The sequence below is a fragment of the Candidatus Kinetoplastibacterium crithidii genome, from assembly GCA_027557655.1.
Classification (GTDB): domain Bacteria; phylum Pseudomonadota; class Gammaproteobacteria; order Burkholderiales; family Burkholderiaceae_B; genus Kinetoplastidibacterium; species Kinetoplastidibacterium crithidii_C.
In genome coordinates this window covers 564981-591092 of sequence record CP064915.1, presented here as the reverse complement: position 1 = coordinate 591092, position 26112 = coordinate 564981, and the positions used below count along the sequence as shown (strand labels likewise).

23 protein-coding genes and 3 tRNA genes are annotated in these 26112 nt (G+C 31.0%); 13 read left to right on the top strand and 13 right to left on the bottom strand.

The window, feature by feature from the left end:
- Window positions 1-6 precede the first annotated feature (6 nt).
- The 4 genes from I1N47_02770 to I1N47_02755 form a co-directional block, all read right to left on the bottom strand.
- A complete protein-coding gene (locus I1N47_02770; protein WBF65358.1) occupies window positions 7-378 on the bottom strand; it encodes a thioredoxin family protein in 372 nt (123 codons plus the stop codon).
- A gap of 18 nt (window positions 379-396) precedes the next feature.
- On the bottom strand, window positions 397-1452 hold the full coding sequence (locus I1N47_02765) for a quinone-dependent dihydroorotate dehydrogenase (protein WBF65357.1): 1056 nt from the start codon (window positions 1450-1452) through the stop codon (window positions 397-399).
- Window positions 1453-1569: 117 nt separating this feature from the next.
- A tRNA-Cys gene (locus I1N47_02760) sits at window positions 1570-1643 on the bottom strand.
- 19 nt (window positions 1644-1662) lie between these two features.
- Window positions 1663-1738: transfer RNA gene (locus I1N47_02755), tRNA-Gly, on the bottom strand.
- 204 nt (window positions 1739-1942) lie between these two features.
- Here I1N47_02755 and murB point away from each other — a divergent pair.
- Window positions 1943-2959, top strand: coding sequence for a UDP-N-acetylmuramate dehydrogenase (murB, locus tag I1N47_02750; GenBank protein ID WBF65356.1), 1017 nt, complete (start codon window positions 1943-1945; stop codon window positions 2957-2959).
- A gap of 6 nt (window positions 2960-2965) precedes the next feature.
- Here the strand turns inward: murB and dapB are convergent, their stop codons facing one another.
- The 4 genes from dapB to I1N47_02730 are packed head-to-tail and all read right to left on the bottom strand — an operon-like array spanning window position 2966 to window position 6789.
- Complete coding sequence (gene dapB / locus I1N47_02745; GenBank protein ID WBF65355.1) at window positions 2966-3769, bottom strand: 4-hydroxy-tetrahydrodipicolinate reductase; 804 nt, start codon at window positions 3767-3769, stop codon at window positions 2966-2968.
- A 46-nt stretch (window positions 3770-3815) separates the two neighbouring features.
- Complete coding sequence (locus tag I1N47_02740; protein ID WBF65354.1) at window positions 3816-4202, bottom strand: outer membrane protein assembly factor BamE; 387 nt, start codon at window positions 4200-4202, stop codon at window positions 3816-3818.
- Between the two features lie 17 nt (window positions 4203-4219).
- Complete coding sequence (recN, locus tag I1N47_02735; protein ID WBF65353.1) at window positions 4220-5884, bottom strand: DNA repair protein RecN; 1665 nt, start codon at window positions 5882-5884, stop codon at window positions 4220-4222.
- 5 nt (window positions 5885-5889) lie between these two features.
- Window positions 5890-6789 carry an NAD kinase gene (locus I1N47_02730; protein WBF65352.1) on the bottom strand — a complete coding sequence of 300 codons (900 nt, stop codon included), beginning with the start codon at window positions 6787-6789 and terminating at the stop codon, window positions 5890-5892.
- Between the two features lie 239 nt (window positions 6790-7028).
- Between I1N47_02730 and I1N47_02725 the strand changes: the two genes are divergently transcribed.
- The 4 genes from I1N47_02725 to dnaJ all read left to right on the top strand — a co-directional run bounded on the left by I1N47_02725 (window position 7029) and on the right by dnaJ (window position 11965).
- Window positions 7029-8075 (top strand): ferrochelatase, encoded by a 1047-nt coding sequence (locus I1N47_02725; protein WBF65909.1) that lies wholly within the window; start codon window positions 7029-7031, stop codon window positions 8073-8075.
- Between the two features lie 61 nt (window positions 8076-8136).
- Entirely contained in the window at window positions 8137-8688 is a 552-nt protein-coding gene (gene grpE / locus I1N47_02720; GenBank protein ID WBF65351.1) for a nucleotide exchange factor GrpE, read from the top strand.
- Between the two features lie 144 nt (window positions 8689-8832).
- Window positions 8833-10752 carry a molecular chaperone DnaK gene (dnaK, locus tag I1N47_02715; protein ID WBF65350.1) on the top strand — a complete coding sequence of 640 codons (1920 nt, stop codon included), beginning with the start codon at window positions 8833-8835 and terminating at the stop codon, window positions 10750-10752.
- A 94-nt stretch (window positions 10753-10846) separates the two neighbouring features.
- The gene (gene dnaJ / locus I1N47_02710) at window positions 10847-11965 is read left to right on the top strand and encodes a molecular chaperone DnaJ (protein WBF65349.1); all 1119 of its coding nucleotides are present in this window, start codon (window positions 10847-10849) and stop codon (window positions 11963-11965) included.
- Between the two features lie 14 nt (window positions 11966-11979).
- On the opposite strand, the gene I1N47_02705 is transcribed toward dnaJ, so the two are convergent.
- Complete coding sequence (locus I1N47_02705; GenBank protein ID WBF65348.1) at window positions 11980-12414, bottom strand: DUF1841 family protein; 435 nt, start codon at window positions 12412-12414, stop codon at window positions 11980-11982.
- Window positions 12415-12697: 283 nt separating this feature from the next.
- Between I1N47_02705 and I1N47_02700 the strand changes: the two genes are divergently transcribed.
- The gene (locus I1N47_02700; GenBank protein ID WBF65347.1) at window positions 12698-14134 is read left to right on the top strand and encodes an amino acid permease; all 1437 of its coding nucleotides are present in this window, start codon (window positions 12698-12700) and stop codon (window positions 14132-14134) included.
- 19 nt (window positions 14135-14153) lie between these two features.
- Here I1N47_02700 and I1N47_02695 read toward each other — a convergent pair whose 3' ends face one another.
- Genes I1N47_02695 through trxB form a run of 3 tightly spaced genes read right to left on the bottom strand, consistent with a single transcriptional unit; the run spans window position 14154 to window position 15984 of the window.
- A complete protein-coding gene (locus I1N47_02695) occupies window positions 14154-14480 on the bottom strand; it encodes a QacE family quaternary ammonium compound efflux SMR transporter (protein ID WBF65346.1) in 327 nt (108 codons plus the stop codon).
- Window positions 14481-15035 (bottom strand): Smr/MutS family protein, encoded by a 555-nt coding sequence (locus I1N47_02690; protein WBF65345.1) that lies wholly within the window; start codon window positions 15033-15035, stop codon window positions 14481-14483.
- Window positions 15028-15984: a thioredoxin-disulfide reductase gene (gene trxB / locus I1N47_02685; protein ID WBF65344.1), complete on the bottom strand. Its 957-nt coding sequence runs from the start codon at window positions 15982-15984 to the stop codon at window positions 15028-15030. The genes I1N47_02690 and trxB overlap by 8 nt, the downstream gene beginning before the upstream one ends.
- Window positions 15985-16033: 49 nt before the next feature.
- Here trxB and I1N47_02680 point away from each other — a divergent pair, with 49 nt between their 5' ends.
- From I1N47_02680 to serS, 3 genes are all read left to right on the top strand, one after another.
- The gene (locus I1N47_02680; GenBank protein WBF65343.1) at window positions 16034-18469 is read left to right on the top strand and encodes a DNA translocase FtsK 4TM domain-containing protein; all 2436 of its coding nucleotides are present in this window, start codon (window positions 16034-16036) and stop codon (window positions 18467-18469) included.
- Window positions 18470-18685: 216 nt separating this feature from the next.
- Window positions 18686-20017 carry a replication-associated recombination protein A gene (locus I1N47_02675; GenBank protein WBF65342.1) on the top strand — a complete coding sequence of 444 codons (1332 nt, stop codon included), beginning with the start codon at window positions 18686-18688 and terminating at the stop codon, window positions 20015-20017.
- Window positions 20018-20045: 28 nt separating this feature from the next.
- Window positions 20046-21350 carry a serine--tRNA ligase gene (gene serS / locus I1N47_02670; GenBank protein WBF65341.1) on the top strand — a complete coding sequence of 435 codons (1305 nt, stop codon included), beginning with the start codon at window positions 20046-20048 and terminating at the stop codon, window positions 21348-21350.
- Window positions 21351-21362: 12 nt separating this feature from the next.
- Here serS and I1N47_02665 read toward each other — a convergent pair.
- Window positions 21363-21454, bottom strand: a tRNA-Ser gene (locus I1N47_02665).
- A 111-nt stretch (window positions 21455-21565) separates the two neighbouring features.
- Between I1N47_02665 and yaaA the strand changes: the two genes are divergently transcribed.
- From yaaA to ilvC, 4 genes are all read left to right on the top strand, one after another.
- Complete coding sequence (yaaA, locus tag I1N47_02660) at window positions 21566-22327, top strand: peroxide stress protein YaaA (protein WBF65340.1); 762 nt, start codon at window positions 21566-21568, stop codon at window positions 22325-22327.
- Window positions 22328-22740: 413 nt separating this feature from the next.
- Window positions 22741-24459, top strand: coding sequence for a biosynthetic-type acetolactate synthase large subunit (gene ilvB, locus I1N47_02655; protein ID WBF65339.1), 1719 nt, complete (start codon window positions 22741-22743; stop codon window positions 24457-24459).
- A 10-nt stretch (window positions 24460-24469) separates the two neighbouring features.
- Window positions 24470-24961: an acetolactate synthase small subunit gene (gene ilvN, locus I1N47_02650; protein WBF65338.1), complete on the top strand. Its 492-nt coding sequence runs from the start codon at window positions 24470-24472 to the stop codon at window positions 24959-24961.
- 78 nt (window positions 24962-25039) lie between these two features.
- On the top strand, window positions 25040-26056 hold the full coding sequence (gene ilvC / locus I1N47_02645; protein WBF65337.1) for a ketol-acid reductoisomerase: 1017 nt from the start codon (window positions 25040-25042) through the stop codon (window positions 26054-26056).
- The last annotated feature ends 56 nt before the right edge of the window (window positions 26057-26112 follow it).

Below are 26112 nucleotides of genomic sequence, written 5' to 3'. Positions count from 1 at the left end.
GATGATTTATTTTTTTAGTTTTTCCCATAATTTTGGTGCATGAGTAGATAGAGAATAATTATTCATATTATCTATTCCGTTAATTATTTTTTTTAGGTAGTTAATATTTGGATTTATAACACCATAAAAAAGTGTTTTATATTTATTCTGAATTAATATTGTTGGGAAATTTATTATGTCTTCATCATCTAGAAGATTTTCATTTTCTTCTACATCTATCCAATAGAAACTATACTCTTTAAAATATTCTGATAATTCAGAAAATTTAGATTGGTAATCTCTGCATGTGCCACACCATTCAGCACAGAAGCAGGCTATTATATAATTGTTTGAATTATATGAAGATTTCACTATATTTATTTCAGGTCTCAAAATCATATAAAGTATTTTATTAAATTAATTAATATTGATATTTTGTTTAATCATATGAAAGCATTCTTCTATAATACCAGGGCCTTTATATATTAGTCCGGTATATATTTGTATAGCAGTTGCTCCGGCTTCTATTTTTTCCTTTGCTTGTTGTCCTGAAATTATACCACCTGTTCCTATTATTGTTATTTCTTGTCCTATTAACGATTTTAATCGTCTAATAACATTTAAAGATAGTTCATGTAAAGGTTCTCCTGATAATCCACCTGCTTGATCATAGTTTTTTAATTTTTCTATTTTTTTTCTTGAGGTTGTTGTATTGGTAGCTATTACTCCATCAATTTTGTGTTTTAAGAGTAATCGAGATATATCTTCTATTTCCTCATTCATTAAATCTGGTGATATTTTTAATGCTATAGGAACATATTTACCGTAATGATCTGCTAATTCTTTATGTGTTTCTTTAATTTGAGTTAAAAGATTTTCTAAATATTCTTTATTTTGTAAATCACGAAGATTTTTAGTATTTGGAGAAGAAATATTTATGGTTATATAGTCAGCATATGGATAGGCTTTTTTTAGACAAAAAATATAATCATTGGCAGCATTTTTTAGTTCTGTATTGAAGTTTTTCCCAATATTTATTCCTAGTAAATTATTGTTTTTTTGCCATTCGTTATTTTTTATATTGTCTAAAACTTTTTCTATTCCATGATTATTAAAACCTAGTCTATTTATTATGGCATTAGCTTTAGGTAACCTAAATATTCTTGGTTTTTGATTTCCATCTTGGGCATAAGGAGTTACAGTTCCTATTTCTAGAAATCCAAATCCTAAATTTCCTAGAGCATCGATACATTCTCCATTTTTATCAAGACCTGCTGCCAAACCTATAGGGTTTTTAACATGTAATCCCATTATTTTGCTTGGTAAGTTTATAGAAGAGTGTAGTGATTTTCTAAAAAAATTATATTTGTATGTTTTATTAAGCATAGACAATGTAAGATTGTGGACTGTTTCTGCATCTATGGAAAATAAAATCTTTCTGATTATTGGGTATGAACGAGAAATTATAGACATGGTAATAGTCTTTGGATTATTGAATTTTATAGTTATAACTGGTAATTATTATTAAATTATAACATTTTTCAAGAAAAAATAATTATAGATAAATTAATGTAGCATTTTATATTAATTTGGAGGCGCAAGACGGAATCGAACCGCCGTACACGGATTTGCAATCCGCTGCATGACCACTCTGCCATTGCGCCACTATTAGACTATTAGAACTGGAGCGGGAAACGAGTCTCGAACTCGCGACCTCAACCTTGGCAAGGTTGCGCTCTACCAACTGAGCTATTCCCGCACTTTTGTAGATAAAGAATCCTGCTTACATAAATATATAAAACAGGGTGTATTATATATCTAAAAAAATGTTTTTGCAAAAATATTAATTTCAACTTTAATATGTTTTTATAAAAGCCTAAATAATTTTTTATATATGATAATTATATATGTATTATATAATAAGTTTGTTCTTTATTTAAATAATTATTTTTTCAGTATCGCTTTGAAGAAACCTTGTTATAAAAATCTTAAAAAACTTAATACTTTTGGAATAGATATATACACAAAAAATTTTTTTTGTGTTTCTAATTATGATGATTTAAAGTATTTAATAGAAATACGTAAGAATTATTCAAAAATGTTTGTGATTGGTGGTGGTAGTAATGTTATTTTATCTCCTAATATTGTTGATGCTCTAGTAGTAAAAATAGGTATTCTTGGAATTAAGATTCTATCTAATGATAACAATCATATTTTGATAGATGTGGGAGCTGGTGAATCTTGGCACGATATAGTAGTTTTTTGTTTAAGCCAAGGATGGTATGGATTAGAGAATTTAGCATTAATTCCAGGCACAGTAGGAGGCGCCCCTGTTCAGAATATAGGGGCTTATGGTTTGGAGTTTTCTGAGTACTGTCATAGTGTTTTTGCATGGAGTTTCAAAAGTAGTTGTTTTATTGAAATTAAGGCTCAAGATTGTTTATTTTCATATAGAGAAAGTATTTTCAAGAAAAATTGTAATGATTATTTGATACTATCTGTTCGTTTGTGTTTAGATAAAATTTGGACTCCCAGAATAGAATATCATGATATAAGAAATCAAATTGCTAATTGTGTAGAAAAAAATGTAACTCCTGAGTATATTTTCGATATTGTTTGTTCTATTAGAAGGAGGAAACTTCCAAGTGTGACGGTTCTAGGTAATGTAGGTAGTTTTTTTAAAAACCCTATATTGGAACTATCAGAATTAGAATATCTTAAGTTACTCTTTCCAAATATTGTATTTTGGAACTATATTCCAGGTGTGTCTTGTAAAATATCAGCTGGGTGGCTAATCAATATATGTGGTTGGAAGGGTAGGGTTATTGGACCGGTAGCTGTTTATAAAAAACAGTCTTTAATATTAGTAAATATTAACAATGCTAATGCAAATGATGTATTGGTATTAGCACACGCCATTCAAGAAGACGTGCGCCGTAAAACGGGTATTTCATTAGAAATAGAGCCAGTCGTATTCTAATTATTTTTATTGGTAACTATTCAAATTTAATACGTCTGACATATTATAGTAGCCAGATTGCTTATTTTTCAAAAAAGTTGAGGCAAGTAAAGCTCCACTTGCATATCCATCTCTGCTACCAGAGTGGTGAGAGACCTCAATAGTTTCTCCTTTCCCGCAGAAATATGCTTTATGATCTCCTATAATATCACCACCTCTTAGAACAGAGAAACCTATGGTTCCTGGTTTTCTTGCTCCTATATTACCATGGCGTGTCCATGTTGCTACATCTGATAATGAAACATTCCAAGATGATGCAATTGCTTCACCCATAGTGATTGATGTTCCTGATGGGCTGTCTATTTTATCTTTGTGATGAGCTTCAAATATTTCTGCATCATATCCGGATTTTAACATTTTAGCAGCTATTTCTACTAGTTTGAATGTTACATTTACTCCAATGCTCATATTTGATGAGTGAACAATAGCTATTTCTCTAGATGCATTTTTTATGGTATTTAGTTCATCTTTACTAAATCCTGTTGTTCCAATAACAATATTGATTTTATGTTTTAAACAATATTCTAAATGTGTTAGTGTTCCTTGTGGTCTTGAGAAATCTATCAAACAATTAGCTTTGCTTATCTCGTCTAAGTTTTCACTAACTATTATTCCAGTTTTTTTTCCTAATAAAATAGCTGCATCTTTTCCAATTAAAGAGCTACCAGGGCGATCAATAGCTGCTGTTAATTGAACAGAGCTATCTTCTAGAGATGCTTTAACTAATGTTTGTCCCATTTTCCCACTGACACCAGTGATGGCTATATTCATATTTGCTCCTTGCATATTAATTAAGGTATTTCAACTTTTATTATTTTTAATCTATTGTAATTTTTTTTATTATATCAATTTTATATTCTCGTTGTTTTGGAAATTCATCTCCTGACCATTTAATTAGTTTGTCATTTTTAAAAAACAGCGTAAATTGTAATATGTTTTTTTTACCTTTATTTGTTTTATGATATTGGATATAATTCCACTGTTCTGGTTGATAAATATTTCTTGTTATAGGGGTTCCTAATATAGATAAGACTTGTTTCTTCGTCATTCCTATTTTTAGCATTTTTTGATGTTCTAGATTAATAACGTTACCTTGATTCATGTCTTGGTTGTAAGGGATTGGTATTTTATGAATACAGGAACATCCTTCTAAGGATACGAAAAATGAAATGATGAATATGCTTCTAATAGTGTTATAAAACATTTCTAGTATTCTCTAATTTATATATTTTGATGTATTGCGTTAATAAGCATTTCTTTTGCATGATGTATTGTTGTTGGTGTTATTACTATTCCACCTAACATCCTGGCAATTTCTGCTACCCTAGCATCATAAGATAATTCTTTTATTTCGGAAGTAATATCTTGTTTTTTTTGCTGTTTACTTACTAAGAAATGATTTTTACCGTAGGAAGCTACTTGCGGTAAATGTGTTACGCATAAAATTTGATTATAATTACTTAATTTGCTTAATAATTTGCCTATGGTTTCAGCTACAGCTCCCCCTATACCACTATCTACTTCATCGAATATTATTGTTGGAACATTGCTATGATTGGTTACGACTGATATTGCTAAATATATACGAGAAAGCTCTCCTCCAGAAGCAATTTTTGAAATGCTCTTAGATTCAGTTCCAGGGTGTGATATTAAAAAATCAATATTATCCATTCCATGGTTATGTTCTTTAGATTTTGTAATTTTGATATTAAAATTACTATCTTCCATAGATAGTTTTTTCATAATTTTAGTAACTTCATTGCTAAGTATATTAGCTTTTCTACTTCTTTCTTCAGAAAGAATATTTGCAGCCTTGAGATAATTCTTTTTAGCTTCTTGTTCTTTTATTTTTATTTCATTAACATTAGTAATATTTTGTATAAAGTTGATTCTATCTTTTAGAGTGTCATGAAAATGTTGTAACTCACTTGGTGGTATTTTCATGCGTCTAGCTGTATCTGTAATTAGAGTCATTCTTGATTCAAGCTCATTTATTGTATTTGAATCAACTTCAATCCTACTTATATAATTGTTTAAATCATGAATTATTTCTTTTACTGTTATTTGCGCTGAGTTTAATTCATCATATATATTTTTTAGACTAGGGTCTTTTAATAAGATATTATTTAGTCTTTGAATCAGAGTATTTAAAGTTTTATATACAGAAAATTCTTCTCCATCCAAATTCTTAAGAAGGAAATCACATGTGTCAATTATATCTTCTGCATTTGATAGTTTGTTATATTCGTGTTGAATTTTTTGCCATTCACCCATTGAAAAATTGATGTCTGCAATTTCTTCTGCTTGTAGTTTTAGAATATTTAATTCTTCTTTAAGGTTATCTGCCAGTTGTATAGCATTATCTAAATCTTTCTTTATAGAGCGCCATGTTTTCCAAAATTTTTTTGTTTTTATCAAAGGAGTGTCTAGTTGCCCGTATAGATCTAGAAGTGACCTTTGAGAATTTGTATTTAATAAATCTTGGTAAGCATGCTGCCCGTAAATTTTGACCAACATGGAACCTATCGTTCTTAGATTTGCAATTGTAGTAGGGGTGTTGTTTATGAAAGCTTTGCTATTGTTTTCTTTATCTAGAGTTCTTTTTAGATTAATTTCATGGCTGATGCTAAAATCATGTTTCTGAAGCCATTCTTTTGAATTCTTTGTAATATCAAAAGAAGCTATTACTTCAGTATTAATAGTAGTATTCTTACTAATTATATTATCTATATTGGATACTTTAAGGCCTAATACAAATGATAAAGCATCTATAATAATAGATTTTCCAGCCCCTGTTTCCCCAGAAAATACTGTAAGTCCGTTGCTAAAAACAATTTTTGCTTCTTTTATTATTATGAAGTTCTGAATAAATAGATTACGTATCATGATTATTATTCTACAATATCTGATGATATAGGCATAATATTCCAGTGAAGTTTTCTTCTTAAAGTAGAAAAAAAACTATAACCTTTTGGATGTATAAACCTTGCATTGTGTTGTGATTTTTGTATTGTAATATAATCACCAGGATGTAATTCAGATAGTGTCTGCATATCAAAATGCACGCTCGCTCCTATGTCTGTTCTACCTACTGCAGTTAACGTCATTTTTAATATCCCATTATAAGGAATAACAATAGGTCTATTAGATAGAGTTTGAGGTGCAACTGCCACTAGAACCATGGCATTAAGTTCCGGATGTAGTATTGGGCCATTAGAAGCTAAAGAATATGCTGTGGAGCCTGTTGGGGTTGCTACGATCAATCCATCAGCTCTCTGTGTATACATAAAAGTATTATTTAATTCTACTTTTATTTCTATCATTCCCCCTATACCAGCTCTATTTAAGACTACGTCGTTTAAAGCGCAGTTTGAGTAAATTTGTTGATTATCACGCCAGACAATTCCTTCTAATAGCATTCTATTTTCAGATAAATAATATCCTTCCATTATTTGTATAATTGCTCTAAATGTTTCATCCATCGATAAGGAAGTTATAAATCCTAATCTTCCATGATTAATGCCTAGAATAGGAACATTATATTTGGCTAAATGTCTTGTTGCACTTAATACAGTGCCGTCTCCACCAGTAATGATGGCAAGAGAAGCTTGTTTTCCTATTTGGCTTATGCTTGCTATATCATATTCATAAATTCCTGTGTTATGGGCTGTTGTAGATTCTATTAATACTTTTCTGCCTATATCACTTAAGGTTTTAGCAATAGCTTTTAGCGGAGTATCGAGGCCAGTATCTTGGTACCTCCCAATAAGAGCCACAGTGGGGAAATGCATATGAAATTCACTAATGTTGATTTAACTAAAAAAATGCTTGTTTTGTTTTTATTTGTAAATTTAATTGTTAGATTGCTTATAATTTATCATTATAGCAAATTATTCTAACTAATATATCTATGATATAAAATAGTAGCAATTTAATAAAGATTAACAGATAGTTATGATGATAGTTGCTTAGCAAGCAATATTAGATTATCCTGAGCGATTATAAACTAAGTCTATTATTTTGCTTGTCTATGACTCAAAGTTCTAAGAAATATAATTCTGCTGTAATGGACCCTAATTGTTATTTGAAAAATTCAAACAGTAAAATAGGTATATTATTGGTTAATTTAGGCACACCTAAATCGACAAGTATTGACGATATTAGGGAATATATTGGATCTTTCTTGTCTGATAATCGTGTTGTTGAATTACCTAGATTTATTTGGCAGATAATATTACGTACCATAGTATTGAGAACTCGACCTAGAAAATTAAGAAGTCTTTATGAAAAAATATGGATGCCAGAAGGTTCTCCTTTATATGTGTATACTAAATTGCAGGCTTTGAAATTAGAGAGAATATTTTTACAAAAGAATATTAATGTCAGAATAGAATTCTGTATGAGATATGGTTATCCATCCATTAAAGAATCTTTAGATTCTTTAATGGATGGATCTTGTGAAAAAGTTTTGTTATTTCCATTATTTCCTCAGTATTCTTCTAGTACTACTGGAAGTATAGTGGAGTATGTCGGTAGATATTTAATTCACAAGAGAGATATTCCGGAATTTAGGTATATAAAAAGATTTAGTTCATCTAAATTTTATATAGATTCCTTAGTAACCAATATCCATAACTATTGGGATATGCATGGATTTCCAAATAGTCTTGTAGTAAGTTTTCATGGATTACCTCAATATTCTATTGATAAAGGAGATCCTTATTATAAGGATTGTATTGAAACCTTTAAACTATTATCAAGTCAACTCAATTTTGACAAAAACATTATATACATAAGTTTTCAGAGTAAATTTGGTTATTCAGAATGGATAAAGCCTTATACATCAGAAACATTAGTAAATCTTGCTAAGAGTGGTATTGATAGAGTAGATGTAGTTTGCCCTGGGTTTATTTCAGATTGTCTAGAAACACTGGAGGAAATAAATGAACAGTGTCGACACTTATTTTTGAATTCAGGTGGAAAGGATTTTCATTATATAAATGCTTTAAATGATAATGATGATTGGATAAATGGTCTAGAAAATTTCATTAAAACCCATATATATGGTTGGGTATAGTTTTGTCGATTTTTCGACTAAAAAGAATGTAATCCATGTTTTCTAAATTGGAGGTAATGGTATGAATATAAAGGTTAATTCTAATGATGCTGTACAAGATCCAGAGGTGGACAATGAATCTGTTGAGAATTTATCACCTGAGGAACTTAATATTAGTTTGCAAGAGAAATTAGAAAAATTAGAATCAATTATTGATAGTCAGAATGATAAAATTTTGAGAATTTCTGCAGAAATGGAAAATGTAAGAAAAAGGTCTCAGGAAGAATTAATTAAAACTCGTAAATTTGCTATTGATTCTTTCGCGGAAGGTATGCTATCAGTTAAGGATAGTTTAGAAGCGGCTCTATTACAAAAAAATCAAACTATTAATAGTTTAACTGAAGGAGTTTCTCTAACCTTAAAACAGTTAGATTCAGTTTTTAAAAGCAATAAGTTGCAAGAAATTAGTCCTGCTGTGGGTGATAAATTTGATCCAACATTACATCAAGCTATTTCTTCTGTGAAGTCTGATTATCCAGCTAACTCGGTGATAGAAATTCTACAGAAAGGTTATGTTATAAGTGATCGTGTTTTACGCCCAGCTATGGTTGTCGTAGCTTCTTCAAATGATTGATTTGTTTCTGAAAATAATTATATATGATTATAATCGTTTTTTCTAACAATTGATCTTGAAAAATATTTTTTAATCCCAAATTAAAGGTCAGGAAAGTTTGTTTTATAACATTAATCAGTATCATTTATTCAAGGTAAAGACGCTATGGGAAAAACTATAGGGATCGATTTAGGTACTACAAATAGCTGTGTAGCTGTTATGGATGGAAATCAAATAAAAATAATAGAAAATGCCGAGGGTGCTCGTACTACTCCATCTATAGTTGCCTATATGGAAGATGGGGAGATTTTAGTTGGCACTCCAGCAAAAAGGCAGGCTGTTACAAATTCGAAGAACACTGTGTATGCAAGTAAGCGTTTGATTGGGAGAAAGTTTGATGAACAGGCTGTTCAGAAAGACATTTCTCTTATGCCTTACTCTATTGTTAAAGCTGAAAATAATGATGCCTGGATAGAGATTCGAGGAAAGAAAATAGCTCCTCCACAGGTGTCAGCTGAAATTCTAAGAAAGATGAAGAAAACAGCTGAAGATTATTTAGGTGAAGAAGTAACTGATGCTGTTATAACAGTACCTGCTTATTTTAATGACAGTCAAAGACAGGCTACCAAAGATGCTGGAAAAATTGCCGGTTTAGATGTAAAAAGAATAATTAATGAACCAACTGCTGCAGCCTTGGCATTTGGGTTGGATAGATCAGAAAAAGGTGATAGGAAGATAGTAGTATATGATCTTGGTGGGGGAACTTTTGATGTCTCAATAATAGAGATAGCAGAAGTAGATGGGGAAAAACAGTTTGAGGTATTGTCTACTAATGGAGATACTTTTCTAGGTGGAGAAGATTTTGATCAGTGTATTATTGAATATATAATAGCTGAATTTAAGAAAGATCAAGGTCTTGACCTTTCTAAAGATATATTAGCCTTACAAAGGTTAAAAGAAGCTGCAGAAAGAGCAAAAATAGAGCTTTCTTCATCACAGCAAACTGAAATTAACCTACCTTATATAACAGCTGATTCTTCTGGACCTAAGCATCTAAATGTAAAAATTTCTAGAGCTAAGCTGGAATCTATGGTTGAAGGTTTAATAGATAGAACAATTGAACCTTGCAAGATAGCTATTAAAGATGCAGGTATTTCTGCTTCTGATATAGATGACGTTATTTTAGTTGGTGGTATGACACGCATGCCAAAAGTTCAGGAGAAAGTTAGAGATTTTTTTGGTAAGGAACCAAGGAAAGATATTAACCCTGATGAAGCTGTAGCTGCTGGTGCTGCTATACAAGGCTCTGTTTTATCTGGTGAAAGAAAAGATGTTCTTTTGTTAGATGTTACTCCATTATCTCTTGGAATTGAAACCCTTGGTGGAGTTATGACAAAGATGATTCAGAAAAATACGACCATACCTACAAGGTATTCTCAAGTATTTTCTACAGCGGAAGATAATCAGCCTTCTGTAACAATAAAGGTATGTCAGGGAGAAAGAGAATTAGCTTCAGCTAATAAAGTTCTTGGTGAGTTTAATTTGGAAGGTATCCCTGCTGCAGCTCGTGGTACTCCACAAATAGAAGTAACATTTGATATTGATGCAAATGGTATTTTGCATGTTTCTGCAAAGGATAAAGGAACAGGTAAAGAGAAGAAGATTACTATTAAGGCTAATTCAGGATTAACTGAACAAGAAATCCAAAAGATGATCAAGGATGCTGAAGCAAATGCAGAAGAAGATCATCGTATTGCAGAATTAGCATTGTCTAGAAATCAGGCTGATAGTTTGATCCATATTACACGTAAATCTATTTCTGAGAATGGAGAAAAACTAGAAGCATCTGATAAAGAAAATATAGAAAATGCTATTAAGGATCTTGAAAATGCAGTAAAAGGATCAGATAAGTCAGAGATAGATTCTAAAATAACAGCTCTTTCAATTGCTGCTCAGAAGTTAGGTGAAAAGATTTATTCTGATAATAAATCAGAAAATCATAATGAAGTTAACGAAACGGCTGGCGAATCAACTTCTGATAAAGATATTGTTGATGCTGAATTTAAAGAGGTTAAGAAAGATTAATTTTCTTTTTTTAAATTAAAAGTCCGAGTTTTCTCGGGCTTTTTTCATGGTACTAGAAAATTTCTTTTTAACAAAGTTAAATTGTGTGTTGGATATGACAAAACGTGATTTTTATGAAGTATTGGGTTTAAAGAAAGATGCATCTGAAGATGAAATAAAAAAAGCTTATCGTAAGTTAGCTATGAAATATCATCCTGATCGCAATCCTAATAATAAAGAAGCTGAAGATAAGTTTAAAGAAATAAATGAGGCTTATGAAATACTTGGAAATTCAGAAAAAAGATCTGCTTATGATCGCTTCGGGCATTCCGGGTTTGGTCAAAATGGATTTTCTGCTGGGCAAGGCATGGAGGGTGGATTTGCAGATGCTTTTGGCGATATTTTTGGTGAAATTTTTGGTTCCTCAGGTAAAAGAGATGACAGCAATCGTTTTAGAGGATCCGATTTAAAATATGATTTAGAAATTACTCTCGAACAAGCTGCTAGTGGTTGTAATGTTGATATTCATGTTCCTGGTTGGGATACATGTAAAGGATGTAATGGTAAAAGATCTAAATCTGGAAATTCTCCAAAGAAATGTTCTTTATGTGGAGGAAAAGGTTCTGTAAGAATGCAACAGGGTTTCTTTAGTGTTCAACAGACATGTCATGTTTGTCGTGGAGTTGGCGAAGAAATAAGTGACCCATGTCCTGTATGTAATGGTATAGGTAAGACTAGTAGTAAAAAAACTTTGCAGGTTAATATTCCTATTGGCGTTGATAATGGAATGAGGATACGTTTATCTGGGAATGGAGAGCCTGGTTTGCATGGTGGTCAACCAGGTGATTTATATGTAGAAATACATATTAAGAAACATAAGATTTTCCAAAGAGATTCTGATAATTTGCATTGTGAATTAACAATACCTTTTACTACTGCTGCCTTAGGTGGGTCTGTACAAGTTCCTACTCTAAATGGTAAGGCTGAAATTTCTATTCCAGAGGGAACTCAATCTGGCAAGATATTTAGGTTAAAAGGAAAGGGTATAAAGAGCATGAGATCTAGTCATACTGGTGATTTGTATTGTCATGTGATAGTAGAAATACCAGTTAAACTTAACGAGGAGCAGAAAAAAATATTAAGAAATTTTGAAATGTCTCTTAAAGATACTGGTGGTCGTCATTCACCAAATAGTAAATCATGGACAGATAGAGTTAAGGAGTTCTTTAGTTAGCTAATAATGATTTATTAGATTGATGAGATTGTTTTTATGAGTTCTATGTATCTTGTTTGGTTAATTTGGTGTCTTTTTATATTGCTTTCGTACATTACAGTTTCTAGACATTTTATTAATTCATGAGCTGCTTTATGTTTATCAGTTTTTTCAGATAAGTTTATATATGCTTTTTTTATACCAAAAGGTTGGTCTATAATTATTTGTTCAGATACAGCAAGATGCATAGATAAATGTAGAAATGGATTATGATTTAATTCTCTAAAATTATAATCTTTTTTTACAGCATTTTTGTCTTCTAAAACCTTGTGATATTCAGGATGTTCTTTTATCAATTCTATTGCTAATAATTCTATAGGAGATAATAGTAATTGAGTTTTAGGATTGTTGAATTTTTTCCAGGCGTCAATAAAAAAAAATCGAACTTGTTCTATAGAAGGATTAAACATAAAAAGGTAATTTATTTGCCAAAAATGTAGTTATTTTACATATATATTTGAATTGATTTATAATCGATTTTTTAAATGCAATGAATTATAGTAAAACTTTAATATCATTATAATATACTTCTTGATTAAAGACTATATAATGGTATCTTTCAATATTTGAAATAATTTAATCTGTCATAATAACTTTTACAGATATTAATTAAAGTTTTTATGATATTTTTCCTTGAATATTATTTAGAATAAGATTTTGTAATAGGCAAAATTTTAATGGGAGTGTATTTATATGAGTGAGTCCAGTACTCAGAAGCTTTCTGTTATGACACTGACTGCTATGGTTATAGGTTCTATGATTGGTGCAGGTATTTTCTCTCTACCCCAACATTTTGGTCAAGTAACTGGGCCATTTGGAGCTTTGATTGCTTGGTCTATTTCTGGCTTTGGTATGTTAATGTTGGCTTTTGTTTTTCAGAGTTTGTCTTGTAGGAAACCAAATTTAGATTCTGGAGTTCACTCTTATGCACAAGCTGGTTTTGGAGATTATTTAGGTTTCTCTTCCGCCTGGGGATATTGGGCTGGAACTTGTCTGGGTAATGTAACCTATCTTATTATTATAAATTCTACGATGGGTGCTGTTTTTCCTGTGTTAGATGATGGAACTACGATATATGCAGTATTATTATCATCAGTAATATTATGGGCTTTTCATTTTTTAATTTTGAGAGGAATTAAAGAAGCAGATTATCTTAATAACATAGTTACAATTTCTAAAATCATTCCAATAATTATGTTTTTAATATTAGTTGCAATTGGATTTAAGCCAGAAATTTTTATGAGGAATTTTTGGGGTGGAGGAGAATTTAGTTGGTCTAGTATTTTTGAACAGATTAGAGGAACAATGCTTGTAACTGTGTTTGTATTCTTAGGGATAGAAGGTGCAAGTGTTTATTCTCGTTATGCAAAAAATAGAAAAGATGTTGGAGTAGCAACATTAGTTGGATTTATAAGTGTTTTAATTATATTAATTTTAATTACTATGCTTTCATATGGTGTTATGGATCGTGATGAGTTAGCAGGATTAAGAAACCCATCTATGTCCGGTGTATTACAAGCAGTTGTTGGTGATTGGGGAGCTGTTTTAATAGGTTTTGGCTTATTAATAGCTGTATTAGGCGCCTATCTTTCTTGGTCTTTGTTAGCAGCAGAAGTTTTGTATACTGCAGCTGCATCTGGCACAATGCCAAAGTTTTTAATGATAGAGAATAAAAATAAAGTTCCATCTGCTGCATTATGGATGACTAACATAACTATACAGGTTTTTCTTATTATTACTGTTCTAGCACAGGAAGCTTTTGTTTTAGCAAGGGAGCTAACTAGTTCTATGAATCTTATTCCCTATCTTTTGGTTGCAGCTTATGGATTTAAACTAGCTTTTACAGGTGAAACTTATCTCTCAAAAGATTATAAACAAAGAAGATTTGATTTTATTTGCGGTGCTTTAGCTACTATATTCACAACTTGGTTGATTTATGCAGGAGGTCTTAAGTATCTTCTTTTATCTGCAGTCCTATATGGTCCTGGTACAATCTTTTTTATTTTAACTAAGAGAGAGCAAAAAACAAATAAAATTTTTTCTACTAGTGAACTTGTGATATTTGCTATAGCAATGATAGGTGCTTTTATTGCTATATTTAGTTTGGTGAAAGGTAACATAGTTATATAGTATTTATAAGAGATAAATACTATACGCTAACCTTAGAAAATAAGTTCATTATAACTACCCCTAGTACTATCATCAATATTCCGATGATAGCAGGGGCATCGAGTTTTTGTTTGAAAAAGAAAGCTCCTAATATTGAAACAAGAACTATTCCAACCCCACACCATATTGCATAAGCCACTCCTACTGGGATCTCCTCAAGAGTTAGCGACAAAAAGTAAGTTGATATAAAATAGAATGTACATGTGAATAAAGAAGGCCAAAGCTTAGTAAATCCAATAGAGTTTTTTAGTGCTATTGTTGCCATTAATTCAGTAATAATCGCAATAGATAAATAGATAAATTTCATTTAAGATCTTGTTTTTTGTTGTATTAATATTACTACGGCTCCGGTACCACCTTCATGTTTAGAAGCTTCTGAAAATGCTTGAACTTTTTCTATTTGAACTAGCCATGATGGCACTTTTTGTTTTAAAATTGGTCCTATATTACTATTAGAGCCATAGCCTTTTCCATGAATGATTTTTACACATCTCATGTTTTTTTGATAGCATTCCTTTATAAAGTTATTTAAAATTTCTCTTGCGCTATCTACCTTTAGACCGTGTAAGTCTAATATTGCTTTTATAGGCCACTTACCATTTTTCAAGTTTTTCGCAATATTAGGGTCTGAATTATTTCTAATAAAAGATTTTCCATCGTCAGATAACAAATGAGACATTTCTAACTCATCAGAAATATCGCATCCGATTATATCATAACTAGCTATATTAATATCATTATTAATATAGCTAAATTTATTATTGTTTTTGATTTTTTTTAGATCATGTTTATTTGAGTTTTTAGTTTCTGTTAGATATTTTTTTTTAAAATCTTCTATTTTTAATAATTTTATTCTAGCCATTATTTTCTAGCCATTTTTGTGCATCTAAAGCTGCCATGCAACCTGTTCCTGCGCTAGTTATTGCTTGCCTATATATGCTGTCCTGTACATCTCCTGCAGCAAAAACCCCTGGTATTGAAGTCATTGTTTGAAAATTGCCAGATCCTTTTTTAGTTACTAAGTATCCGTTAAGCATATCAATTTTATTTTTAAAAACTGAAGTATTTGGATCATGTCCTATTGCTATAAATATTCCATCTAGTATTAATTTTTCTTCTTTATTTGATTTTGAATTTATTATTTTAGCTCCTGTTACACCATATTTGTCTCCAATTATTTCAGTAATATTACAAAATGTTTTTACGTTTATTATGCCTTCTTGAGATTTTTGTATAAGCTTTTCAAGAATTATAGGCTCAGCCTTGAATTTGTCATGACGGTGTATTAAGGTTACTTTATTGCATATTTTAGATAAATATAAAGCATCTTCTATTGCTGTATTTCCTCCTCCTATTACCAGCACATTTTTATTTTTATAAAAAGGGCCGTCACAAGTTGCGCAGTATGATACACCTAAACCACTATATTTTTCTTCTGATTCAATATTAAGTTTTTTTGCAGAAGCTCCTGTCGCTATAATGATTGTTTGACAAACATAATTACATCCACTATCAGTTTTTACTATAAAAGGTCTTTTTGAAAAATCTACATCTATCATAATGTCGGAAATTACTTTAACATTAAATTTATTGACATGTTTTAAAAATAGATCCATAAGTCCTGGTCCATCTATTCTTTCTATCGTTGGCCAGTTTTCTATTTCTAATGTGTTCATTAATTGACCGCCTTTATTTAAGCCTGTAATAATTATTGGGTCTAAATTAGCTCTTGCTGCATATAGAGCTGCTGTATATCCAGCAGGTCCAGAGCCAATTATTAAGACTTTGGTGCTTTTAGTAGTTGTAGACATTTTATTACCTTTTTAAGTTTCAATAATTATATAAATCATAATTTTACATATGTTTCGACGATATAAAATATTTAATATACTTTCGCAAGTGCTAGATAGCTTTAGAAAAAAAATTTCTTTGATAAAATTTTCCACCACTATATATGAAGTTTGTTTTGTTTCTTTGATTATTATAACTATTTGGTTATCAATAAGCTTGTTTACTTGGAGTTCTGAGGATCATAATTTGCTCTCAGATAGTCTTTATTTTGCTTTGAAGAATCAAGGTGGCATCGTAGGATTTTATTTTTCCAGTTTTTTATTAAAGTTTTTTGGTTTTTCTTCTTATTGGTTCGTATTCTTATTATCTTATTTTATAATTAATTTATATAGATTAATATATTCTAACTTAGCTAATGTTGAAAAAAGAAAATTTTTATTAAAAAAAGATTCTTTAAAAACAATTATTGGTTTTATTTTTATTTTGGCAGGGTCTTTGGGTATTGAGTCATTGTATGTAGCATTTTTTTGTTCATATATGCCTATAACATTTGTTGATATCTGTATTTCTGGTTGTTTATTAGGTAAATTAATAACAAATTATATTTATTTTTCATTCGGCCTAATATCTACAAAATTATTTTTTTTTGCTTTGTTATCAATAGGATTTAGCTTATTTTTTTCTTTTTCTTGGTTTCTTTTTTTTTGTTCCTTAGGAGCAAAATTTTTTAGTTTAATTTGTTATATTAAACATAGATTTATTCACATTTCTTATTGGTTATTAAAACTTATAAAAAATATAAAAATAAAAAAGCCTGGTAAGAAAGATAAATTTTCAATTAATGGGCCAACTGAAGTTATAGAAGATGAAATTATTAGAGATAAAGAAAGCATTTTAAGTGCTAATAGTAATTCAATTGCATATGTTGAAGAAGATTCTAGAGAAAAAGTAAATGATAATAATGTTCTAGAGTCTGAAAACTTTATAAAAGATTATAAGAACAACAGCTCTTATGAAAATAAGTATCCAGATCTTAATTTATTAGATATACCAGATAATAGCCCATGTTATGTCACAGATGAGATAATAGAATTTACTTCTGAATTAATAGAAAAAAAACTTTCTGATTTTGGAGTGTCTGTAAAGGTAGTTCATGCAAAGGCTGGTCCGGTTGTGACAAGGTATGAGATTGAGCCTAATACAGGCGTAAAAGGAAGTCAGATTGTTAATTTGTCGCGTGATTTAGCTCGTGCTCTTAGTGTGGCAAGTATTAGGGTTGTAGAAACAATACCAGGAAAAAATTTGATGGGGTTAGAATTACCTAATCCAAAACGTCAATCTGTTAGTTTACATGAAATTTTAGAATCTTCTTTATATCAAAATAGTAATTCTGTATTAACCATGGCTCTTGGTAAAGATATTGCTGGAAATCCCGTTATAGCAGATTTGGCAAAGATGCCTCATTTGTTAGTTGCAGGTACGACAGGATCAGGAAAGTCAGTTGGTATAAATGCTATGATAATATCTTTGTTATATAAATCTGATGCATCTAAAACTAGATTAATTTTAATAGATCCTAAAATGTTAGAGATGAGTGTGTATGAAGGAATACCTCACTTATTGACTAATGTTGTTACAGATATGAAAAAGGCATCTAATGCTTTAAGATGGTGTGTAGGAGAAATGGAAAGAAGATATCGATTGATGAGTAAATTAGGAGTTCGTAATTTATATGGTTATAATGAAAAAATCATAGCTTCCTTTAATAATGGAAATGGTATAAAAAATCCATTTTCTATCAGTGCTGATAATCCAGAATTTTTGCAGATTATGCCATCGATAGTTGTTGTTATTGATGAACTAGCTGATTTAATGATGGTTGTAGGAAAAAAAATAGAAGAATTAATAGCTCGTTTGGCACAAAAAGCTAGAGCTGCAGGTATACACTTGATTCTTGCTACACAAAGACCTAGCGTTGATGTTATTACAGGATTAATTAAGGCAAATATTCCTACACGCATAGCTTTTCAGGTTTCTTCAAAAATAGATTCACGTACTATTTTAGATCAGTCTGGAGCAGAAAACTTACTTGGTCAAGGAGATATGTTATATCTACCTCCTGGGGTGGGTTTTCCAGTCAGAGTGCATGGTGCTTTTGTTAGTGATAATGAAGTTCATAGGGTAGTTGAATATTTTAAATCACAAGGAGAAGCTAATTATGTTGAAGGAATCCTTGACGGTGAGTCTTACGAGAATAATTCTGATTCTATAAGTAGTATAACTGGTATAGAAGATAATGAATCAGACCCAATGTATGATAGTGCTTGTGATATTATTATAAAACATAAAAGAGCTTCTATATCTTTGGTGCAACGTCATTTAAGAATTGGGTATAATCGTGCAGCAAGACTATTAGAACAAATGGAAAAAGCTGGTATGGTTTCTAAAATGCATTCGAATGGAAACAGAGATATACTAATTTCTACAGATGTTAAGGATGAGTGAAATTATATATGCTCTTGTTTTCATTTTATCAAAATATAAATCAAAAAATATAAGTTTTTATCTTGTTTATTTTAATAAAAAATAATGTTATTAAAGACAAGTTAAGTGAATAATTCATCAAGAGTTTCTTTAAGATCTTTGATTGTATAATGATTTTAATTTTTAAAGATATGTAAATATAGAAAAGTTTTTTGTTTCTTATATTGGAGTAAAAGAATGTATTTTGATAATAGTTTTAAAAATAATAGTCATACTCCTCTTTCAGAAATTATGCGACCTACTAGTTTAGATGATTTTATAGGACAAGGTCATTTAATAAATAAAGATAAGCCTTTAAGATTATCTTTAGAAACTAAAAAACTTTATTCTATGGTATTGTGGGGACCTCCTGGGGTAGGAAAGACTACATTAGCTAATTTAATAGCAAGATTATCTGGATATAATTTTGTATCAATATCTGCTGTTTTGAGTGGAGTTAAAGAAATACGTAATGCCATTGATAATGCTAAAGAATCAAGAGATATTGGAATTAACACTATTATATTTGTTGATGAAGTACATCGTTTTAATAAATCTCAACAAGATATTTTTTTACCATATATAGAAAAAGGAGTGTTTTGTTTCATAGGCGCAACAACAGAAAATCCATCATTTGAGTTGAATTCTGCATTATTATCAAGGATTAAGGTTCATATTTTGAATGCTTTAACATATGAAGACCTGAAAAAAATACTATCGAGGACATTATTTTTTTTAAATAAAAAATTAGTGAAGAATACTATTAAATTTGAGATGGAGGTTATTGAAAAATTAATAGTATTTGCTGATGGAGATGCTAGGAGATTAATTAGCTTAGTAGAAACTTTGTTTGATTCTGCTGTGTCTTTAGGAATATTTGATGTGACACATGATTGGTTTGAGGAAATAATTTCTAGAGATCTTAGATTGTTTGATAAATCTGGTGACATTTTTTATGATCAAATAAGTGCTTTGCATAAATCTATAAGAGGGTCTAATCCTGATGCTGCTTTATATTGGTTTTTTTGTATGATTGATGGAGGAGTTGATCATTATTATTTAATTAGGAGGCTTTTAAGAATTGCAACTGAAGATATAGGATTAGCTGATCCAAGGGCTATAAGTCTAGTTGTTGATTGTGCTAATACTTATGAGCGTTTAGGTTCTCCAGAAGGAGAATTAGCATTAGCAACTGCAGTTATTTACATGTCTTGTGCTCCTAAATCGAATGCTGTTTATAAAGCATATAAGGATGTCAGTAAATTTTCAAAATTTCATGGCAGTCAACCTGTTCCTATTCATTTACGCAATGCTTCAAGTAGTCTTGATAAGAAATTAGATTATGGAAAATTATATAGATATTCTCATGATGAGCCAGAAGCATATTCTGCACTACAAGATTATTTTCCAGAAGGTTTAAATGCTATTTTTTATAAGCCTACTGATTTTGGTTTAGAAATTAAAATAAAACAAAAATTAGAATTTTTGAGAGACTTGGATTATAAACAGAAAAAGGAAAATAAAAGGTAGTTTTTATTATTTTTTAACTTTTAAAATTATGTTAGATATAAATATTATACGTAAAGAACCGCGGAAATTGATGGATAGATTATCTGCTCGTGGTTATGAATTAAACATTTCTTATTATGAAGAATTAGAATCTAGTCGTAAAAAATTGCAGAAACAGACTGAGGAGATGCAAGCAAAGCGTAATTCTTTGGCAAAGAAGATAGGTTTTTTAAAATCACAAGGATTAGATGCAAGTGATTTAATTCTGGAATCCCAATCTATACCTGAAGACTTAAAAGATCTAGAACAAAAACTTGCTTATTACCAGGAAGAAATTAATAAAATATTATTTTCTATTCCGAATGTTCCTCATAGTAGTGTTCCTACTGGCTCTGATGAGCAAGATAATATTGAGATTCGTCAATGGAAGTCTGATAAAAGGCCTATTGATGAAAAATTTGATTATAAAGATCATGTGGCAATAGGTGAGCCTCTTGGTCTTGATTTTTCTACTGCAGCAAAAATGTCTGGTTCTAGATTTTTGTTTATGACTGGTGGTTTAGCTCGTTTGCATAGAGCTTTGACGCAGTTTATGTTAGATTTACATATTACTCATGGTTATGTTGAGTGTTATACCCCTTATATAGTGAATGCTTCTGCTTTGTTTGGTACTGGTCAGTTGCCTAAGTTCAAAGAAGAAATGTTTGCGATTAATAAGGGTTCCTTGAATTATGGCAATAATAGTGTTGATGAGCAGTATTTAATTTCTACTTCTGAAATTACTTTAGTTGGTAGGGTATCTAATACTATATTGGATATGAATGAATTACCTATAAAATTAACCTCTCATACTCCATGTTTTCGTTCTGAAGCAGGAAGTGGTGGTCGTGATATTAAAGGGATGATTAGACAACACCAATTTGATAAGGTTGAATTAGTTCAAATTGTTCATCCTAATACTTCGTATGATGCTTTGGATTCTGTTTTATCTGATGCAGAAAGAGTATTGCAGTTATTAGAATTACCTTATAGGGTGGTTTTATTATGCTCTGGTGATATGGGTTTTTGTTCAGCTAAAACTTATGATTTAGAGGTTTGGTTACCATCTCAGAAAAATTGGCGTGAAATATCTTCTGTTTCTAATTGTGAAGATTTTCAAGCAAGGAGAATGAAAGCTCGTTTTCGCAATGATCAAGGTATGCTTCAGTATGTACATACAATAAATGGATCAGCTCTTGCAGTGGGTAGAACTTTAGTAGCCATTTTGGAGAATTACCAACAGAAAGATGGTAGTTTAATTATACCAGAAGCTCTTCGTTGCTACATGGATGGTGATAGTATTTTAAGGCCATAGATATCTTTATGATGGCGGAGAGAGTGGGATTCGAACCCACGGTACAGTTAATTCTATACTCCTGATTTCGAGTCAGGTACATTAGGCCTCTCTGTCATCTCTCCTACAATTATAATTATACATGTAATTTTATTGTATTTGTTTGTATTGTTTTTGCTTTGTTATATTTGTATGCGTACATATTTTAACTGTTTTGAACTATCTGGGATTTTGAAGTGTTATTTTTACTTTCTCCATCTAAAAAAATTGATCAAAATAATAGCAAATATTCTTTTGATGTAGAACCTATTTTTACAGAAAGAGTTTCTGTATTAGTAAATGAACTTAAAAGAAAAAGTGTAGATGAATTATCTAGCCTGATGAAGATTAGTCAAAAACTTTCTGAACTAAATTTCGATCGTTATTTGAATTGGGAAAATAGCAATAATTGCATGGCAAGTGCTTTTTTTTCTTTTAGCGGTGATGTTTATAAATTTTTAGATCCATATTCTTTGGAGCTTGATGATCTATATTGGGCACAAGATCATTTTATCATTCTGAGTGGTTTATATGGGTTGCTTAGACCATTAGATTTAATGAAGCCTTATAGGTTAGATATGGGAGTTAAACTTAGATTAAGTTGTGGTAGAGATTTATATGAATTTTGGAAAAACGAAATTGCTTCGTATATCAATAGATATCAACAAAAAAACAATTCTAATATTGTCTTAAACTTATCTTCAAATGAGTATTTTAAGGTTATAGATTCTAGTATTTTGAATACGAAAGTAGTTAATTGTATTTTTCAAGATTTTGTAGGTGATCATTGGAGAGTAGTTGGAGTGAAGGCGAAACGGGCACGTGGTTTAGTAGCTAGATATATTATAAGTAATAGGGTTGTAAATTTAGATGAATTAAAAAAAAATACATATGGTGGCTATACCTATATTTCTTCTGAATCAAGGGAAGATTGTTTGGTTTTCAGACACAAAATATAATTTTATTTATTTTTTTGTTAATCTATCTTCATTGAGTTGTTAAAGTAGTTTATAATTATCATTTGAACGTAGCAAAGCGTTGGTTCTCATATGACACTGATTTGTACATGCTTGATTCAGTGTTCTTAATATTATATTTATCGGTATATCATTTATATGGGGTAACAATAGCTGCTTTTGGTCGCATCAAAAGTGCGGATTACCAGGGCTTTCGTTTCGATCTTATTCGTCTTTTATAGACGTTTGTTCTGTGCTCATGATGAACAAAGATAGACTTTATTACTGTGATTTTGTGGAATAACTCTATGAGTTTCTAAGCATTTACCATAGTTATTTAAAATTATATTAGTTCTGTTATTATATAGTTATGACAATCATGAGGAAAAAGAGCTTGTATTGAAAGGAAATAAATAATGGAAATGAATGGTGCAGATATACTTGTACATTGCTTGGCTGAACAAGGCGTAGAACATGTTTTTGGATATCCAGGTGGTGCAGTTCTGTATATATATGATGCAATTTTTAAACAGGATAAATTTGAACATATTCTGGTTAGGCACGAACAAGCAGCAGTTCATGCAGCTGATGCATACTCCAGGTCTTCAAAGAAAATAGGTGTTTGTCTAGTGACTAGCGGCCCAGGTGCAACTAATGCTGTTACTGGTATAGCTAATGCTTATATGGATTCTATCCCTATGGTTATCATAAGTGGGCAAGTTTCTACTGAGGCTATTGGAGAAGATGCTTTTCAAGAATGTGATACCATAGGTATTACTCGTCCATGTGTTAAGCATAATTTTTTGGTTAGAGATGTAAAGAATTTGGCAGAAACTGTTAGGAAGGCTTTTTATATAGCACAGACTGGTCGTCCTGGGCCTGTATTGATAGATATACCAAAAAATGTTTCTGCTGCCAAGCATAAATATGTGCCTGCTAAGAATGAAGTTGTTATGAGGTCTTATTCGCCTGTTGTAAAAGGGCATCAAGGGCAGATAAAGAAAGCGGCTCAAATGCTACTAACTGCTGAGCGTCCGATTATTTATACTGGTGGAGGTGTGGTTTTATCTAATGCGTCAGATAATTTAAGATCTTTATTAAAGATAACAGGAGCTCCTTGTGTAAATACATTAATGGGGTTGGGTTCTGTTTCGTTTGATGATTCACAGTATCTTGGTATGCCAGGAATGCATGGAACTTATGAGGCTAACTTTGCTATGCAACATTGTGATGTTATGCTAGCAATTGGCACTCGTTTTGATGATCGTGTTATTGGAAATGTAAAACATTTTTCTCAAAATGCTAGAAAAATAATACATATAGATATCGATCCATCTTCTATCTCCAAAAGGGTGAGGGTTGATGTTCCAATTGTTGGGGATGTAAAAGATATATTGATTGATTTGATTGACCATATTGAACAATTAAAATTAGGTGGTTTGAAACAGTCGTCACTAAAAAAATGGTGGGATCAAATTGCTATATGGAAAGAGAAGAATTGCAAAAAATATTTAAATTCTGATGAGGTTATAAAACCACAATATGTTATTGAAACTTTATGGAAAGTTACCAATGGTGATGCTTATATAACATCTGATGTTGGTCAACATCAGATGTGGACTGCTCAGTATTATGGTTTCAAACAACCAAGAAGATGGATTAATTCTGGTGGCCTTGGAACTATGGGTGTTGGTTTACCGTATGCAATGGGAGTGCAAAAAGCAAATCCAGACGCCGATATAGCTGTTATTACAGGTGAAGCTTCAATACAAATGAATATTCAAGAATTATCTACATGTTTTCAGTACAATCTAACACCAAAGATTATATGTTTAAATAATCGTTTTCTTGGGATGGTACGTCAATGGCAACAAATTGATTATGGTTCAAGATATTCTCAGTCATATATGGAGTCTTTGCCTGATTTTGTGAAATTAGTAGAATCTTATGGTCATGTAGGTATTCGTATAGAAAAGCCATCTGATGTTGAACCTGCTTTGAAAGAGAGTTTTTCTAAATATAAGAAAAGATTAGTTTTTATGGATTTCATTACAGATCGTACAGAAAATGTATGGCCAATGGTAAAAGCAGGTCGTGGTTTGACTGAAATGTTGCTTGGTTCTGAGGACTTATAGGATTGTCATTATGAAACATGTGATTTCTGTGTTAATGGAAAATGAGCCAGGTGCCTTGTCTAGAGTGGTTGGTTTATTTTCTGCTCGTGGTTATAATATTGAGTCATTGACAGTTGCTCCTACAGAGGATTCAACTTTGTCTAGGCTTACAGTGGTTACTATTGGTTCTGATGAGGTAATAGAACAAATTACTAAGCATCTTAATAGATTAATAGATGTTGTAAAAGTTGTTGATTCAAATGATGGAGCTCATATTGAAAGGGAGCTTTTACTAATTAAGGTAAGGGCTATAGGTAAAGAGAGGGATGAAATAAAACGTATGACTGATATTTTTCGTGGTCATATTGTTGATGTTACATATAAATCATATACAATTGAACTAACTGGAACACAATGTAAAATACAGGCTTTTATAGATGGGTTAGATCGTAGCTCTATTTTAGAGACTGTTCGTACTGGTATTTCTGGTATAGGTAGAGGAGAAAGGATACTTAAGATTTGATCCTATTAAAATTTAAAAGTGTTGTTTTGTATTTTGTTTTATGTAGTTATATAAATTTAAAATTAATGGAGCTTTTTGATGAAAGTTTTTTATGATAAGGATTGTGATTTATCTTTGATTAAAGGTAAAACTGTTGCAATAATTGGTTATGGATCTCAAGGTCATGCACATGCTTTAAATTTGCATGAATCAGGTGTTAAAGTTGTGGTTGGTTTGCGCAAAAATGGAGCTTCTTGGAACAAGGCTGTAAACGCAGGTTTACAAGTTAAAGAAGTTGCTGAAGCTGTAAAAGCTGCTGATGTGGTAATGATGTTATTGCCAGATGAAAATATTGCCAATGTCTATAATAATGAAGTTCAAAAAAATATAAAATCTGGTGCTGTTTTGGCTTTTGCCCATGGGTTTAATGTGCATTATGGTCAGGTAGTTCCACGTAATGATATTGATGTTATTATGGTAGCTCCTAAAGCTCCTGGTCATACAGTAAGAGGTACCTACAGAAATGGTGGTGGTGTTCCTCATCTAGTTGCTGTATATCAAGATAAATCTGGTTTTGCTCGTGATATTGCTTTGTCATATGCATGTGCAAATGGTGGTGGTCGTGCTGGTATCATTGAAACCTCTTTCCGTGAAGAGACAGAAACAGATTTATTTGGAGAACAAGCTGTCTTGTGTGGTGGTACAGTCGAGCTTATTAAAGCAGGTTTTGATACTCTAGTTGAGGCTGGATATGCTCCAGAAATGGCATATTTTGAATGCTTACATGAACTTAAATTAATAGTTGATTTAATTTATGAAGGCGGTATAGCAAACATGAACTATTCTGTTTCTAATAATGCAGAATTTGGTGAATATGTAACAGGTCCTAGAGTTGTTACTGATGAAACACGTAAAGCTATGCGTCAATGCTTGACAGATATACAAACTGGTGAGTATGCAAAGAATTTTATTTTAGAGCATGTTGCTGGTGCCCCTACATTAACTTCTCGTCGTCGTATTAATGCTGATTCTTTAATAGAGAAAGTTGGTGGGCAATTAAGATCAATGATGCCTTGGATTACCGCTAATAAGTTGGTAGATAAATCTAAGAATTAAGATTTTTGTATATTTATTTATAACGGTATACTGTAAAAGGTATACCGTTTTTTTAT

Excerpts from the sequence above, each read along its gene's own strand:
- ilvB (WBF65339.1), top strand. The coding sequence starts at position 22,741 with ATGGAAATGAATGGTGCAGATATACTTGTACATTGCTTGGCTGAACAA.
- I1N47_02690 (WBF65345.1), bottom strand. The coding sequence starts at position 15,035 with ATGGCTAGAATAAAATTATTAAAAATAGAAGATTTTAAAAAAAAATAT.
- I1N47_02730 (WBF65352.1), bottom strand. The coding sequence starts at position 6,789 with ATGCATTTCCCCACTGTGGCTCTTATTGGGAGGTACCAAGATACTGGC.
- I1N47_02680 (WBF65343.1), top strand. The coding sequence starts at position 16,034 with ATGTTTCGACGATATAAAATATTTAATATACTTTCGCAAGTGCTAGAT.
- recN (WBF65353.1), bottom strand. The coding sequence starts at position 5,884 with ATGATACGTAATCTATTTATTCAGAACTTCATAATAATAAAAGAAGCA.
- dnaJ (WBF65349.1), top strand. The coding sequence starts at position 10,847 with ATGACAAAACGTGATTTTTATGAAGTATTGGGTTTAAAGAAAGATGCA.
- ilvN (WBF65338.1), top strand. The coding sequence starts at position 24,470 with ATGAAACATGTGATTTCTGTGTTAATGGAAAATGAGCCAGGTGCCTTG.
- I1N47_02770 (WBF65358.1), bottom strand. The coding sequence starts at position 378 with ATGATTTTGAGACCTGAAATAAATATAGTGAAATCTTCATATAATTCA.
- I1N47_02705 (WBF65348.1), bottom strand. The coding sequence starts at position 12,414 with ATGTTTAATCCTTCTATAGAACAAGTTCGATTTTTTTTTATTGACGCC.
- dnaK (WBF65350.1), top strand. The coding sequence starts at position 8,833 with ATGGGAAAAACTATAGGGATCGATTTAGGTACTACAAATAGCTGTGTA.
- I1N47_02725 (WBF65909.1), top strand. The coding sequence starts at position 7,029 with ATGACTCAAAGTTCTAAGAAATATAATTCTGCTGTAATGGACCCTAAT.
- grpE (WBF65351.1), top strand. The coding sequence starts at position 8,137 with ATGAATATAAAGGTTAATTCTAATGATGCTGTACAAGATCCAGAGGTG.
- serS (WBF65341.1), top strand. The coding sequence starts at position 20,046 with ATGTTAGATATAAATATTATACGTAAAGAACCGCGGAAATTGATGGAT.
- I1N47_02765 (WBF65357.1), bottom strand. The coding sequence starts at position 1,452 with ATGTCTATAATTTCTCGTTCATACCCAATAATCAGAAAGATTTTATTT.
- I1N47_02695 (WBF65346.1), bottom strand. The coding sequence starts at position 14,480 with ATGAAATTTATCTATTTATCTATTGCGATTATTACTGAATTAATGGCA.
- dapB (WBF65355.1), bottom strand. The coding sequence starts at position 3,769 with ATGAATATAGCCATCACTGGTGTCAGTGGGAAAATGGGACAAACATTA.
- I1N47_02700 (WBF65347.1), top strand. The coding sequence starts at position 12,698 with ATGAGTGAGTCCAGTACTCAGAAGCTTTCTGTTATGACACTGACTGCT.
- I1N47_02675 (WBF65342.1), top strand. The coding sequence starts at position 18,686 with ATGTATTTTGATAATAGTTTTAAAAATAATAGTCATACTCCTCTTTCA.
- I1N47_02740 (WBF65354.1), bottom strand. The coding sequence starts at position 4,202 with ATGTTTTATAACACTATTAGAAGCATATTCATCATTTCATTTTTCGTA.
- trxB (WBF65344.1), bottom strand. The coding sequence starts at position 15,984 with ATGTCTACAACTACTAAAAGCACCAAAGTCTTAATAATTGGCTCTGGA.
- ilvC (WBF65337.1), top strand. The coding sequence starts at position 25,040 with ATGAAAGTTTTTTATGATAAGGATTGTGATTTATCTTTGATTAAAGGT.